This is a genomic window from Pedobacter endophyticus (assembly GCF_015679185.1).
In the GTDB taxonomy this organism is placed as follows: Bacteria; Bacteroidota; Bacteroidia; order Sphingobacteriales; family Sphingobacteriaceae; genus Pedobacter; species Pedobacter endophyticus.
This window is the reverse complement of sequence record NZ_CP064939.1, coordinates 3,777,201-3,790,456: the sequence shown is the minus strand read 5'-3', so window position 1 is coordinate 3,790,456 and position 13,256 is coordinate 3,777,201. Positions and strand designations below refer to the sequence as shown.

Sequence of the window (13,256 nt, the reverse complement as noted above, 5' to 3'; positions counted from 1 at the left end):
GCGCTGGTTTCCCGTAAATTAAAAATTCATTCCTTTTAGCTTCTCTGCCAAAACCTCCGAAATTTTGCGGTACGAATCAAAAGTCCATCCGCCAACATGCGGCGTTAGTATCACCTTCGGGTTTGCTGCCAGTTCTTGGTACCACGTTTGCTCGCCGAGGGCCGGAAACTTTTCAGTTTGCAAAACATCTAAACCGGCACCCAAAACTTTGCCCGATTTTATCGCATTTAATACTGCTGGGGTACCTACAATTTCCCCTCTGGCCGTGTTGATGAAAAAAATCGGCTTTTTAAAATGGAAAAAATATTCATCATTTACCATTTGCCTTGTCTCGGCTGTTAAAGGAATATGTAAGCTTAAAACATCACTAAATTTCACAATCTCTTCCATACTTACCTCACGGGCAAAAGCGTCAGAAAAACCCGTCTTGTATTTATCGTAGGCCATTACATCAACCTCAAAGCCCGCCAGTTTCTTCGCAAAACTCTGCCCCATAAACCCATAGCCAATAATACCTACTTTTTTGCCTTTTAACTCATAACCGCGGTTACCTTCTCTGTCCCAAACACCGTTTCTGATTTCGATATCCGCCTTGCGGAAGTTGTTCATCAACGATAAAAGTAAACCAGTGGCATGTTCGCCCACCGCATCGCAGTTGCCCTCGGGCGCATTAATCAGCTCAATATTCCGCTCAAAGGCTATGTTATCATCTATATTATCGAGCCCTGCACCTGCCCTGGCTACAAATTTCAGGTTTACCGCCGCATCGAAAAGCGCTTTATCAATTCTAAATTTCGTACGCACGGCAATGCCCACGTAGTCCTTAATTCTTGCTAAAGTTTCCTCGCGTGTAATCTGAGGTTCATCATCAACCTGGTAGCCCATGGCAGTAGCCTCTTCCTTAAAAACCGGATGTAGATCATCCACGATCAATATTTTTTTCATGCTTGTACAAAAGTAACAATCTCGAGGTCTTTTAAACTCCGTACTATCGAAAAATGTTTTCTATAAGGGCAACGTTAAACTGTAACTACCTGCATTTTGGGGCTAAAACAAGCGTTTATTTCGAACATTAATCCGTTCAAATGCTCACAAAAATTTTACTATAAAGGGGCTGTAATAAAATAGTTACGGCTCCTTATTTAAACTTAGTTGCCGTTACTTTGTCTCCCTTTATAAAAAACACACACAAAGCATATTCTTTAATGAGACTTTTAAAATCGCGAACGATACAGATTACCCTTTTATTTTTTAGTTTAACGTTTAACCTTTTTGCTCAAACTGGCGGAAAGGCAAAAATTACCGGCGTTTTAAAAGATGCCAAAACGCAAGAAACCATTCCATTTGCAACAGCTGTTTTAATTAACAAGGCAGGCAAAAACGCAAAAATTGCACAAACAGATGTAAATGGTGCTTTTGTAATGACCGATTTGCCAACGGGCACTTTTACCTTTAAAATTAGTTACGTAGGCTACCAAACCATGGTTAGAAACAATGTAACTATTACTGCAACAACCGGAACCGTTAACTTCGGCGATATTAAGATGAACCCCGGCAAGGGCAACATATTAAGTGAGGTTACCGTAACTGCCGAAAAGCCTGGCATGCAAATGGGCATCGACAAAAAGATTTTTACCGTAGATCAAAGCGTAATTAGCGAAGGTGGTTCAGCCGGCGATTTATTGCAAAACGTCCCGTCAGTTTCTACCGATATTGATGGCAATGTGAGCTTACGGGGCTCAAGTGGCGTAAAGGTACTTATCGATGGCAAGCCCTCGTTAATTGCGGGTGGCAACGTTGCACAAATATTGGCCTCCATACCCGCCAGCTCAATTGAAAGTGTAGAGGTAATCACCAATCCATCATCCAAGTACGATGCCGAAGGCCAATCGGGTATAATCAACATTGTATTAAAGAAGAATACCAAGCTTGGCTTTAACGGCTCTGCAGCAATAACTGCCGGTAACCGCGATAACTATAATGCCAACACCAACCTAAGTTTTCAAAACAGCAAAGTAAATATTTACGGAAATTACAGCTATCGTTATGGCAACCGCATAGGCGGAGGTTTTCAAGATATCACCTATAAAGATCCAACCAGTTCTACCGCATTTGCCAATCAGAATACCTCATCAAACTCGTTAGATCAAGGCCACAATGTAAAGGCAGGTATCGATTATTATGTGGCGCCAAAAAGCGTAATCAGTTTATCGGGCGGCTTCAATTCGAGAGAGAATGAGCGAGATGAGTTTATCGACATCAGACAGCTTAGTTCTGCCAGAACTCCTGTTTTGTTAAGCAACAGAACCAATGCCAACAACGGCTATGGCGATAGTTATGATTTGAACTTGGATTATGTACAGAAATTTAAAAAGCCTAAAGAGGAACTGACTTTTAACTTCGGTTACTCTAACGGAACCAACAACAACGATCAAACCTACAGCACAAACGTTACCAATAGCAACGGTAACGCTGTTGATTTAAACCCAAGTTTACAACGCATTTTTAACACAGGCGATAACAGCAACTATAACATTCAGGCCGATTACGCGCTACCAGTGGGTAAGGTTGGCAAAATAGAAGCAGGCTACCGCAGCCAAATCCGCCTTGGCAATAACGATCAGTACGCTGATTCTATTTTAACCAATACGAGCGTGTATGTTAGAAACAATAAGCTGATTAACGATTTTAATAGTAAAGACCAGGTGCACGCCCTTTACTTAAATTATCAAAACCAGATTAAGAACTTTGGCTATCAGATAGGTTTACGGGCCGAAGATGCCCGCTTAGATACCCATTTAGAGGGCTATCAAAACAACGTGCTGACATCGAGCGAGGGAAATATCCATTATAAGCGAATCTATCCAAGTGTGTTTTTAACCCAGAAATTGAAAGGCGAAAACCAACTTCAGTTGAGCTATACCCGACGCGTAAATCGTCCACGTCCGTGGGAAACAAACCCTTTCCTTGATGTTTCCGATCCACTGAATTATAGAGCTGGTAACCCGAACTTATTACCAGAAGATGTTCACTCTTTCGAACTGGGCTACATGAAATATTGGAAGAAAGTGACCTTAACATCAAGTTTATATTTTCGCCAAACAAACGATGTAATCCAACGGGTAAGAAGCGTACCTGATGAAAACGGTGTGATCATCTCGACACCACAAAACTTATCTCGTCAGATAAACAGCGGACTAGAGTTAATTGGCCGGTTCGATCTGCTTAAAGCTTTAAACTTTACTACAAACGTAAACCTGTACCAAAGTAAGTTTTACGGCGATGAGCGCTACAACATTGCCAATAGCAGCGGTTTTAGCTGGAATGCCAACTTAACGGCAAACTTAACGGTGGCAAAAAATGTGTCGCTACAAATGCGTGGCGATTACAGGGCCCCAGAGGTGATGGCCCAGGGAAAAAGAAACGCCATGTACGGAATTGATGGCGGTGCGAAATACGATTTCCCGAACAAGAAAGCATCACTGAGTTTAAACATCAGAGATATTTTTAACACCAGGGCCTGGAGCATGACGACGGATGACAATTATACAACTATCGATTTTGAGCGCCGAATGCGTGGCACCATGGGCAACTTAACTTTTTCTTACCGTTTCGGAAAAACAAGCTTTAACCTAAACAAAACCAAGAAAAAAGACGATCAACAAGATAACCGCCCAGACGAGGGATCGTTTTAAAAGAGCCTCACCCGCCGAAGATCTGGTAGGTATCGGATGACGTTATTCTTGCCGTCTTTCCCGCGCAGGAGAGAATCTGAATACAGTGTAAAAAGACTGATCAGTAAGATCCCCAGTCAAGCTGAGGATGAGAACCGCTGATAGTTGGCGCCTTAGAGAGCTAATTAATGGTCTTTTATGAAGAAGAAAGCCCAGCCGCTAACTTTCATAGCGAGGGGCTTCTTTTTTTACTACCTTGCATTATGGAAGCAATCAATCCCTGGAAAACCCTCGAGAGTGAACTTAAATATGATAACAACTGGATCAGATTAACCGAGCATCAGGTAATTAATCCATCGGGTGGCAAGGGAATCTACGGCGAAATTCACTTTAAAAACTTAGCGCTGGGCATTTTACCTTTAGATGAAGACTACAACACCTGGTTGGTAGGCCAATATCGGTATCCATTAAAGGCCTACAGCTGGGAAATTCCCGAGGGCGGCGGTCCTTTTACCGAAGCACCCTTAGAGAGTGCCAAAAGGGAACTTTTAGAAGAAACCGGCATGAGCGCCAAACATTGGAAGGAAATTCAAAGGCTGCACCTTTCCAATTCGGTAACCGATGAACATGCCATAATTTATGTAGCCACCGATTTAATACAGGGAATAGCAATGCCAGAGGAAACGGAAGAACTGGTTGTAAAAAAGATCCCTTTTGACGCTGCTTATCAAATGGTTTTAAACGGAGAAATAACCGACTCAATGAGTGTGGCTGCAATTTTAAAAGCCAAGCTGATGATTTTAAACGGCGAATTGTAATGATTATCTTTGTTGATATAAATTGTTAATCTACTCACCAACAATGGGTCGTACATCCGAAATATCAGAATTTGCAAACTCCACTGCCGGCCAGCGGATGGACGCACTCTTTTATATGCAAAGCCATTGGATAAAAAACGAAAACAAGCTCATGGATATTACCGACGATTTCTACCTTAACTTTATTACCTTATTAAATAAGCATGAGGTTGAATATTTGTTGATAGGAGGCTTTGCGGTTAACTTTCATGGCTATGCGAGAACTACGCACGATATGGACTTATGGATAAACCCCGAAAAGGCTAACTTTGCGAGATTGCTTACTGCTATTGACGAGTTTGGTTTTGATGTTAGTATACTAAAAGGAGTATATCTGGCAAAGCAAGAACCGATAAAATTGCCACATGATACGATCAGTTTTAAGAAAATAGAAATATTGGTCGATATTTCGGGGGTGTATGATTTTCAAACTGCGTATAACGACAAAGTTGACGCAATGTATAACGATATTTCCTTAAAGTTTATAGGCTATGACGATTTGATAAAGAACAAATTGTCGTCGGCACGCCCCAAAGATTACGATGATATACATACACTAAAATTGATTGCAGAAGAAAGAAAACTGAATGCGCCAATACGTGATGAATCAAACACGCTTAAGAGGAAGAAGCCGCAGCGATAATATTAAGTTTAAGAACTGTAACGCTATAAACACCAAACAATTATTAAAGCAACATTATAACATAATTAATTAAATGAGTAAGCTTTTCGGCTACATTTTAAGTCCTGTTTTCTATTTCTTTTTCGGATTAACACTTTGCATTTTCCACCCCATTCAATGGATTTGCTACAAACTTTTTGGCTACAAGGCGCACAAAGTTTCGGTAGATATTTTAAACTTCTTTCTTACCTATTGCCAGTTACTCCTTTTAAATTCGATCAGCTTCAAAAACGAATACACGCTGCCAACAGATCGGCCGATTATTTTCGCCGCTAACCACCAAAGCATGTACGATATTCCATCGTTGATCTGGTTTTTAAGAAGACACAGTGCAAAATTTATTTCCAAAATTGAGTTAACTAAAGGCATCCCCTCCATATCGATAAACCTGCGCCTGGGTGGCGGCGCAAACATCAACAGAAAAGACAATAAACAGGCCATTTCCGAAATCATAAAACTCGGTCGCCGAATGAAGGAAAACAACTGGAGTACGGTTATTTTTCCTGAGGGCACAAGAGCCAAAGACGGACAGGTTAAACAATTCCAATTTGGAGGAATTGCCACCATTTTAAAGGCTGTACCGAATGCCCTCGTGGTGCCAGTCGCAATAGAAAATTCGTGGAAAATTGTTCGGTTTGGAACGTATCCTCTTACTACTGGCAACGCGTTAAAGTGGACTATCTTAAAACCGATTGAGCCAGAAGGAAAAACCGCTAACGAGATTACTTTAGAAGCTGAAACCGAAATCAGAAAGCTGCTCGGGCAAGTGTAGGGTAATATTTCACCAACAAGTTAAGTATTCGTTTCTTCCATCAACTCATTGTGCTAATCATAAAATCCGTGATATGTCACCTTGAGCGGAGTCGAAGGGCAAAAAATTCAGCATGACGGGATGAACGAACACTTAAACCCGATCCCATCCCTGAACGCTCGACTGCGGACTATTCAGCAATTCGACAATATTAACTTTGGACTTCGGACTCACGACTAAAGACTTCTGACTCCCGACTAAATATTCTTATTGCCGATAACCCTAAAAAACTCATCGCGGTAAGTATCGCCAACCGGAATAATCTTTTCATTAATGGTTATCCGGCTTCTTTCAATACTTTCTATCTTGTCGACCGCAACAATATACGATTTATGCACCCTGATGAATTGGCTTTGCGGCAAGGCTTCTTCCATCTTTTTCATGCTCTGAAGCGTAATCACACGTTCATCTTTGGTAAAAATAGAAATGTAGTCCTTTAAACCTTCGATGTACAAAATATCATGTAGGTAAATCTTTTGAATCTTGTGTTCAGTCTTAACAAAAATGTAATCCTGTACCGGGTTCGGCGGCCCCGAAAATGGCGCTGGAGTAATGATGGGTTGCGCAACACTGGCAGGAGCTTCAACTGGCTTAACCTGATTATGCACTTTTTCTACCGCCTTGTAAAACCTATCAAAAGCAATCGGCTTAAGCAGATAATCAGAAACGTTGAGATCGTAACTTTCCAAAGCATATTGAGGGTAAGCCGTTGTTAAAATGTAGTGCGTTTTGTTGCCCGCAATTTTTAAAAACTGTATTCCGGTTAACTCCGGCATTTGAATATCCAAAAACACCAGATCAATTCCTCCCGCCTGAACAATTTGCAGCGCTTCAATAGGGTTTTCGCACCTTTTAACCAAAGTTAAAAAAGGCACTTTAGAAATATAATCCTGTAAAATATCAAGCGCTAAAGGCTCATCATCAACAACAATACAGTTTAGGTTCATTTTTAGGTTTAATTTTAGCGGTGAGATTATAGATTTGCGACCTGAGATGAAAGATTTGAGAGATGCGTATGGACGATAACATTTCCCACATCCTCCATCTAATGTCTCCCGTCTCAGATGTCCTGTCTCACATCAGATCTAATTTAAATATCAATCATTAGTTCGCACGTATAATGAGTAGCCGAATTTACAACATTTAATTTATATCTATCGGGGTAAACAAGCTGTAATCTACGCTCCACATTAGTTAGCCCCACCCCGCCCTGGGCATCTTTATTTTGCTGGTTCTTTTTGTTAATCACACTGAAGTGCAAAATCTTCTGGTTTGCAATAATATTGATCTTTACCGGGTTTTCGGGATCGTTAACTACGCCGTGCTTAAATGCATTCTCTACAAAGCTGATCAGCATTAAAGGAACTATTTTTTGTGAATCAATTTCGCCGTTTAAGGTAAGTTCGATAAATGCACCATCTTTAAAACGGATTTTCTGTAGCTCAATGTAGTTCGTTAAATACTCAACCTCTTTGCTTAAATCAACAGTGGGCGTATTGCTCTCGTAAATCATGTAACGCATAATTTCTGAAAGCTTCATAATTGCATCGGCTGTTTTATCCGATTTTTGGTAAGCAAGCGAATAAATATTATTTAGCGAATTAAAAAGAAAATGCGGATTGAGCTGCGATTTTAAAAACTGCAGTTCCATTTCTCGTCGTTCACTTTCAAGGTCACGCTGAATGCGCTCGTTAGAGAACCAATCTGCCGCAAATTTAATCAGGCAACTCGAAACTAAAAAGAAACCACAAATAAATAACTGTGCAAAAAAATACTGATCTGCCGGCCAGGTTTTCTTTTTCCCTTCCATTACATAATCCATCATATCTTTCGGATTTAGCACTGCAACTACCGTTTTTATTAACGAGGCCGCACCCAGCAAAAGCAAGAACAAAAGGATGTATAGGAAATACTTCTTCTTCCGTTTAATTAATTGAGGGATAAGAATGAGGTAATTAATATAGAACAGAGAAACGTTAATGACGCCAAATAACAGTATCGAAATTACAACATGTTTGGTCGTGTTTCTCTCCGCGCTAAAAAAAACATCCAAAATAATAATGAACACGATAACCGCCCAATATAATGCGTGCAGTATTAAAGGCCCTTTGCTTTTTTTCATTTATATTTAATTAAACAGGAACAAATCTCCCTGCTTTATTTTATGCAACCAAAATAAATAAACTTTATATTTTAACAGCAAACAATCTACCAACGGGCATTTTTTTTCTACGAACCGTCCAAATGGCAAAATTTATCGACGAACGCCCAAAATGGCCGTTGATCTAGAATCTTGAACACTTGGTATAATACATTTTAGCAGCCGATTTTCATTCTGTTCCTTTGAATCATCAAAACGAAACGAAATGAAAAAGTTAGCCAATACATCGCCATTTTTACTTTTATTAGTACCAGTTTTTATGATGATTATTTTAACCTTTACCGTTAATGCCAATCGCAATGAAACAGAATTAGTGGTAAAACCTGCTAAAACCTCAACTGCTGTTGTTAAACAAGCTACCGCTATTTTTCAATAAGGATGAGTAATTATGCCATCCAAACCGCAGGTTTAAATTTTAGCTTTGGCCACCAGGCCATTGTAACCGATTTATCGCTACAGGTGCCTAAAGGCAGCATTTATGGCTTTTTGGGGCCAAATGGCGCCGGTAAAACCACTACTATAAAAATATTGCTCAACCTGCTAAAATCTCGCGCAGATCAGGTTTTCATTTTCGGCAAAGAAATTAACAACAACCGCATTCAATGCTTAAAGCGAATGGGTGCACTGGTAGAACAGCCGGCAATTTACGGCCACCTTACCGGAAAAGAGAATCTGATTAACCGCTGCATCATTTTAGGTATTAAAAAGGATAAGGCAGAAAAAATGTTGACCCTGGTCGGCTTATCAGATGCGGCAAACAAAAAATCGAACAAATACTCGCTGGGGATGAAACAACGCCTTGGCATAGCATTGGCCTTGGTTTCCGATCCTGAACTGCTGCTGTTAGATGAACCTACAAACGGCCTCGACCCGAACGGCATTATCGAAGTTAGAAATTTATTGGTTGATCTGGCTACCAACCATGGTAAAACGATATTGGTTTCGAGCCATTTATTGGCCGAAATAGAAAAAACCGCTACACACGTTGGCATCATAAATAAGGGCAAACTGTTGTTTCAGGGCACTATTGATGAATTGCACTTACTAAGTAAACCCATGCTCGAAATAGAGGTGGAGCAAACCGAGTTAGCAAGCAACCTCCTAAGCGAAGCTGGCATTGAAATCATCTCACAAACAGAAAAAAGAATTACAGTTCCATTCTCCTCTGCAAGCCAAAGCGGCGAGATCAACACGCTGCTTGTACAACGTGGCTGCAGCGTGAGCAGCCTTTCCAGACAGCGTAAAGACCTCGAGAACTTGTTTTTAGCCATTACCAAAACCAATTAAACATGCGCTCTTTTTATATTTCACTCGTTTCTGAGTTTTACAAATCCAGAAAAACGCTCGCATTTTGGGCTGCAATTATATTACCGCTCGTTGTTTGCGGCCTGGTTTCTTTTGGTTTTTATACCAATGCAGATAAAATTCTGAACCTAAATTATCCGCCAATGATGCTCTGGTTGCGGTACATTGGTGCTGCGCTTGGCGTAATGGGTATATTGATTTTGCCGTTTTACGTCATATTTATGGCTTTTTCGGTCAACAATATCGAACATAAGAACGATACCTGGAAAACACTTTTCGCCCAACCCTTAAATAAACTATCTATCTATGCCGCCAAGTATTTTTATGCCGTAATACTGGTGGTTATCTGTCTGTTTTTGTTCGGCGTGCTCTCGTTTGCCTTTGGTCACTTACTTCAGGCGCTTGTTCCCAGGTATAATTTCAATCAATACGATCCCTCCCCACTTTTAATCAAGTTTTATATCAAGCTGTTTCTTTCCTCTTTAGGTATCTTATCCATTCAATTTATACTTAGTTTGCTTTGGGGCGATTTTTTAAAGCCAATGGGAATCGGCTTTGTGGGCACCATTATGGGTATAATTACAGGCAATTTGGGCTGGAAATATGCTTACCTGATCCCTTATAGCCATCCATCGTTAGTGCTAAGTAGTAGTTCTTCAGCCAAAAATCTATCCAACCCGGCAAACATTGAGATTTTTAACCAGGCAATTTACACGAGCTTAATTTATGCCGTGGCTCTTTTTGTAATTGGCTATTTCATCGTAACTAAAAAAAGTATTAAATAGTTAATAGACCGAAGTTCATATTCTCTCGTTAAATCGTTAAAAGATTTCTCCGTTCCGCGTTGCCACAGTCGAAAAGACGAGCGGGCTACGGACAGAGATGAGACCGTTCCTCATCCCCAAAGGTTACTTTGTAGCGAGGCAGGACTTGTGCGAGCTGACCTGTGCCGATTTTTCATCGGTAAGCAATCTGATTTATGAAAAGAGGTTGCTTTCCCGAAAAATCATATAGTATAGACACATCTCCTTTCGGCTGTTCGTCTTTCCCGCGCAGGCGGGAATCTTAATGCAAGGCGCCTAAATTTGTGCATTAGGATGCCCTACCGATAGCTATCGGTACAAGCTGAGGATGACGACCGTTTTTGGATAGTGCCATGAAATTTGACCATAATTCAAATTATTCGAGGTCATAAATCAAATGTTCTACAGATGGGTCCACAGACAAGAGAAATCGCGACAGGCTGTTCCTCGCAATGACGATCAACTTAAGAACGTCGTTCATATCGATTTCCATGCAATAAATTTAAAATCAGTATGACAGCGTTAAACCACTCATCCGATAGCTACGCCATCCTTCTGTTTAAAAAACAAAAGCCTGCACTTTATTAAAGGCAGGCTTTTTGCGTGAGAGAGGTGCGTCATTTACATGTATTTTCAATCCTTTAAAAGGACAATATTCTTTCTTTAAAGGCCCAGACAATAAGCTGGTACGAATTTTTCAAATCGAGTTTTCTAACCATATTTCTTCGGTGTGTATTTACTGTATGCTCGCTTATAAACAGCATTTCGCCAATCTCCTTGCTGTTGTAGCCCATAGATAATAAATGCACTATTTCAACCTCTCGCTCACTTATAGCGACATGATTTTGCTGAAGCAGAACTTTGTTAATCATTTTATGAAATTTTGGATAATTCCGTTTTTAAAAAACAAAAAGGACCGCATTATCTCAAAACGAGCCAACAAGCTTGATGTGCAATAATTTGAAGATAGACGACCTTATTTCAATAACGGCAACGTACTCAGTAACCGTTATAATATCAAAAGTAAGTACGCAGAGTAATACATTTCCACGGTAATTCGCCCTAAATAAAAGGGTAATTTTACGGTATTTTATTTTATCAAATACTTGCCCAAGCGCTTATTATTATCGATTTTTAACGCAAAATCAAACCCTATTATTTATGGATCAAAAATTAAGCTCGCAATCTATCGATCCCACGATTGCGACAGAAATGGTTAACGCCTATGCAAAAGAAACCGCAGCATTGAATTCAAAATCTTACACTAAGGCTGTATGGTTTCCCGCAGAGCAAATCTTAAATATCGCCAAAACGATAAGCGATGGTAAGCACGACGGATTAAGAATCTATTTTGCACAGTACGTTGAGAATACCTTACCAGATTTACCAGAATCTCATGTCGGCAGAAACACGCTATTACTTGTTCCAACGTTTGCCAGCGTTGAGGGCACTGTTGGTGGCGAAGGGCCTCACGATGATGATACTGGCGATATTGGCAACAGAGGCGAAATGTGCCCAGACGAGTGTAACGGTGTAACACTCTAGAAAGCAATGTCTGCAATACTTAGCCCTATAACCACTGTTGAATTACTTTGCCTCACCACGGCAACGGTATTCCTTGTAAAAGACAAAAATCTGTTTTGGCGAAATAACATCGCATATCTTATCGTGGTTTGTCTTACCGAAATGGTTATCGGGAGGTACGTGTCCTCTAAGTATCACAACAACCTTTGGGTATTTAATATCTTCGTCTTTTTCGAGGCTAGCTTTATCTCTTACGGAATTTACCACTGTTTGAACAAATACACCAATGCGAAAGTATTACTCGCCATAGGAACTTCAATTATCTATGCGTTCTACTTTGGGTTTATTATCAAAAATGGGATACTGGTCTTTAACCAAGTAGTTGTAAGCGTAATGTCGGTTATTTTTGTACTCTATTGCCTTTACTATTACTATTTGCTCTTAACCAGCGAAGAAGTACCAGAAATAAGCGGAAATCCAGAGTTTTGGTGGTTAACGGCGGTTTTGTTTTACTATTTTGGCAGTACTACGGTTAATTTGTTCTTGAAGTTGTTCATGAGCATTAAAATTGGCGCATTCAGCATTAGGTACATTATATTGAATGTTCTTAACCTTATTTTGTACGGCCTTTGGGCTTATTCATTTATATGCAGAGCGAAACAACGCAAATCGTTATCTTAGTTGGAATATCGACACTGATATTTTTACTGATGCCCGTTTTTTTGATCTTTTACATTAAGATCAGTATCAAATACCGGAAAAACCATTTGCTGGAAAAAGCCGCCATGCAGCAAAAATTTGAGGCAGAAATTCTTCAAACGCTGGTAGAAGTTCAAGATCAGACGATGCAAAGTATTGCCACAGAACTGCACGATAACGTTGGGCAGCTACTGAGTTTAACCACTTTAACGTTAAACTCAGTAGACCTTTCGAACACAGAAAAGACCAGAAAAAAAATTGAAAACTCACTTTCTCTGGTCAACAATTCAATAAAAGAGCTCAGAGAACTTGCCAAAATACTGCATGGCGAGCAATTGGTAGAAAACGGCCTTGGTAACGCCATCGAACAAGAAATTAACTGGTTAAACAAAGCTGGTACTTATCAGCTCATTATCAACAATCAGCTTTTGGGCTTATCAGTTACATCGCCCAATAAAGATCTGATCATTTTGCGTCTGCTTCAGGAAATTATTAATAACATTATTAAACATGCCCAGGCAACCGAAATTGAAATTGCCGCTTCATTTAGCGATAATACACTGCAACTAACTGTGAAAGAAAATGGGATCGGTTTCGATTACGAACAAATTAAAGAAAAAAAGACAGGCATGGGCTTAAGTTCAATTTTTAAGCGGGTTGATATGATTAAAGGAAGCCTGAACATCCAATCGGCACCCAACAAAGGCACAGCAATATCAATCGAAATTCCTTATCCTTAA

General features: G+C 40.1%; 14 protein-coding genes. 10 read left to right on the top strand and 4 right to left on the bottom strand.

The window, feature by feature from the left end:
• Positions 1–18 precede the first annotated feature (18 nt).
• Positions 19–945: a 2-hydroxyacid dehydrogenase gene (locus IZT61_RS15460; RefSeq protein WP_196097953.1), complete on the bottom strand. Its 927-nt coding sequence runs from the start codon at positions 943–945 to the stop codon at positions 19–21.
• Between the two features lie 260 nt (positions 946–1,205).
• Here IZT61_RS15460 and IZT61_RS15455 point away from each other — a divergent pair, with 260 nt between their 5' ends.
• From IZT61_RS15455 to IZT61_RS15440, 4 genes are all read left to right on the top strand, one after another.
• A complete protein-coding gene (locus tag IZT61_RS15455; RefSeq protein ID WP_196097952.1) occupies positions 1,206–3,695 on the top strand; it encodes an outer membrane beta-barrel family protein in 2,490 nt (829 codons plus the stop codon).
• Positions 3,696–3,937: 242 nt separating this feature from the next.
• Positions 3,938–4,492, top strand: a complete 555-nt coding sequence (locus IZT61_RS15450; RefSeq protein WP_196097951.1) for an NUDIX domain-containing protein — start codon at positions 3,938–3,940, stop codon at positions 4,490–4,492.
• A 43-nt stretch (positions 4,493–4,535) separates the two neighbouring features.
• Positions 4,536–5,174: a nucleotidyltransferase gene (locus IZT61_RS15445; RefSeq protein WP_196097950.1), complete on the top strand. Its 639-nt coding sequence runs from the start codon at positions 4,536–4,538 to the stop codon at positions 5,172–5,174.
• 73 nt (positions 5,175–5,247) lie between these two features.
• Complete coding sequence (locus IZT61_RS15440) at positions 5,248–5,985, top strand: lysophospholipid acyltransferase family protein (protein WP_196097949.1); 738 nt, start codon at positions 5,248–5,250, stop codon at positions 5,983–5,985.
• 236 nt (positions 5,986–6,221) lie between these two features.
• Here the strand turns inward: IZT61_RS15440 and IZT61_RS15435 are convergent, their stop codons facing one another.
• Complete coding sequence (locus tag IZT61_RS15435) at positions 6,222–6,971, bottom strand: LytR/AlgR family response regulator transcription factor (RefSeq protein ID WP_196097948.1); 750 nt, start codon at positions 6,969–6,971, stop codon at positions 6,222–6,224.
• Between the two features lie 143 nt (positions 6,972–7,114).
• Positions 7,115–8,146 carry a sensor histidine kinase gene (locus IZT61_RS15430; protein WP_196097947.1) on the bottom strand — a complete coding sequence of 344 codons (1,032 nt, stop codon included), beginning with the start codon at positions 8,144–8,146 and terminating at the stop codon, positions 7,115–7,117.
• 244 nt (positions 8,147–8,390) lie between these two features.
• Between IZT61_RS15430 and IZT61_RS15425 the strand changes: the two genes are divergently transcribed.
• Genes IZT61_RS15425 through IZT61_RS15415 form a run of 3 tightly spaced genes read left to right on the top strand, consistent with a single transcriptional unit; the run spans position 8,391 to position 10,275 of the window.
• Positions 8,391–8,561 carry a hypothetical protein gene (locus IZT61_RS15425; RefSeq protein WP_196097946.1) on the top strand — a complete coding sequence of 57 codons (171 nt, stop codon included), beginning with the start codon at positions 8,391–8,393 and terminating at the stop codon, positions 8,559–8,561.
• 2 nt (positions 8,562–8,563) lie between these two features.
• Positions 8,564–9,472, top strand: a complete 909-nt coding sequence (locus IZT61_RS15420; RefSeq protein WP_196097945.1) for an ABC transporter ATP-binding protein — start codon at positions 8,564–8,566, stop codon at positions 9,470–9,472.
• 2 nt (positions 9,473–9,474) lie between these two features.
• On the top strand, positions 9,475–10,275 hold the full coding sequence (locus IZT61_RS15415; protein WP_196097944.1) for an ABC transporter permease: 801 nt from the start codon (positions 9,475–9,477) through the stop codon (positions 10,273–10,275).
• A gap of 659 nt (positions 10,276–10,934) precedes the next feature.
• Here IZT61_RS15415 and IZT61_RS15410 read toward each other — a convergent pair.
• A complete protein-coding gene (locus IZT61_RS15410) occupies positions 10,935–11,165 on the bottom strand; it encodes a response regulator transcription factor (RefSeq protein ID WP_196097943.1) in 231 nt (76 codons plus the stop codon).
• A gap of 289 nt (positions 11,166–11,454) precedes the next feature.
• Between IZT61_RS15410 and IZT61_RS15405 the strand changes: the two genes are divergently transcribed.
• Genes IZT61_RS15405 through IZT61_RS15395 form a run of 3 tightly spaced genes read left to right on the top strand, consistent with a single transcriptional unit; the run spans position 11,455 to position 13,256 of the window.
• The gene (locus IZT61_RS15405) at positions 11,455–11,838 is read left to right on the top strand and encodes a hypothetical protein (RefSeq protein ID WP_196097942.1); all 384 of its coding nucleotides are present in this window, start codon (positions 11,455–11,457) and stop codon (positions 11,836–11,838) included.
• 6 nt (positions 11,839–11,844) lie between these two features.
• Positions 11,845–12,498, top strand: a complete 654-nt coding sequence (locus IZT61_RS15400) for a hypothetical protein (protein WP_196097941.1) — start codon at positions 11,845–11,847, stop codon at positions 12,496–12,498.
• Positions 12,465–13,256, top strand: a complete 792-nt coding sequence (locus tag IZT61_RS15395; RefSeq protein WP_196097940.1) for a sensor histidine kinase — start codon at positions 12,465–12,467, stop codon at positions 13,254–13,256. The genes IZT61_RS15400 and IZT61_RS15395 overlap by 34 nt, the downstream gene beginning before the upstream one ends.

What these genes read in the sequence shown, in the direction of transcription:
- IZT61_RS15400 (WP_196097941.1), top strand. Translation starts at nt 11,845, where the DNA reads ATGTCTGCAATACTTAGCCCTATAACCACTGTTGAATTACTTTGCCTC.
- IZT61_RS15455 (WP_196097952.1), top strand. Translation starts at nt 1,206, where the DNA reads ATGAGACTTTTAAAATCGCGAACGATACAGATTACCCTTTTATTTTTT.
- IZT61_RS15410 (WP_196097943.1), bottom strand. Translation starts at nt 11,165, where the DNA reads ATGATTAACAAAGTTCTGCTTCAGCAAAATCATGTCGCTATAAGTGAG.
- IZT61_RS15420 (WP_196097945.1), top strand. Translation starts at nt 8,564, where the DNA reads ATGAGTAATTATGCCATCCAAACCGCAGGTTTAAATTTTAGCTTTGGC.
- IZT61_RS15450 (WP_196097951.1), top strand. Translation starts at nt 3,938, where the DNA reads ATGGAAGCAATCAATCCCTGGAAAACCCTCGAGAGTGAACTTAAATAT.
- IZT61_RS15460 (WP_196097953.1), bottom strand. Translation starts at nt 945, where the DNA reads ATGAAAAAAATATTGATCGTGGATGATCTACATCCGGTTTTTAAGGAA.
- IZT61_RS15445 (WP_196097950.1), top strand. Translation starts at nt 4,536, where the DNA reads ATGGGTCGTACATCCGAAATATCAGAATTTGCAAACTCCACTGCCGGC.
- IZT61_RS15440 (WP_196097949.1), top strand. Translation starts at nt 5,248, where the DNA reads ATGAGTAAGCTTTTCGGCTACATTTTAAGTCCTGTTTTCTATTTCTTT.
- IZT61_RS15425 (WP_196097946.1), top strand. Translation starts at nt 8,391, where the DNA reads ATGAAAAAGTTAGCCAATACATCGCCATTTTTACTTTTATTAGTACCA.
- IZT61_RS15430 (WP_196097947.1), bottom strand. Translation starts at nt 8,146, where the DNA reads ATGAAAAAAAGCAAAGGGCCTTTAATACTGCACGCATTATATTGGGCG.
- IZT61_RS15415 (WP_196097944.1), top strand. Translation starts at nt 9,475, where the DNA reads ATGCGCTCTTTTTATATTTCACTCGTTTCTGAGTTTTACAAATCCAGA.
- IZT61_RS15435 (WP_196097948.1), bottom strand. Translation starts at nt 6,971, where the DNA reads ATGAACCTAAACTGTATTGTTGTTGATGATGAGCCTTTAGCGCTTGAT.
- IZT61_RS15395 (WP_196097940.1), top strand. Translation starts at nt 12,465, where the DNA reads ATGCAGAGCGAAACAACGCAAATCGTTATCTTAGTTGGAATATCGACA.
- IZT61_RS15405 (WP_196097942.1), top strand. Translation starts at nt 11,455, where the DNA reads ATGGATCAAAAATTAAGCTCGCAATCTATCGATCCCACGATTGCGACA.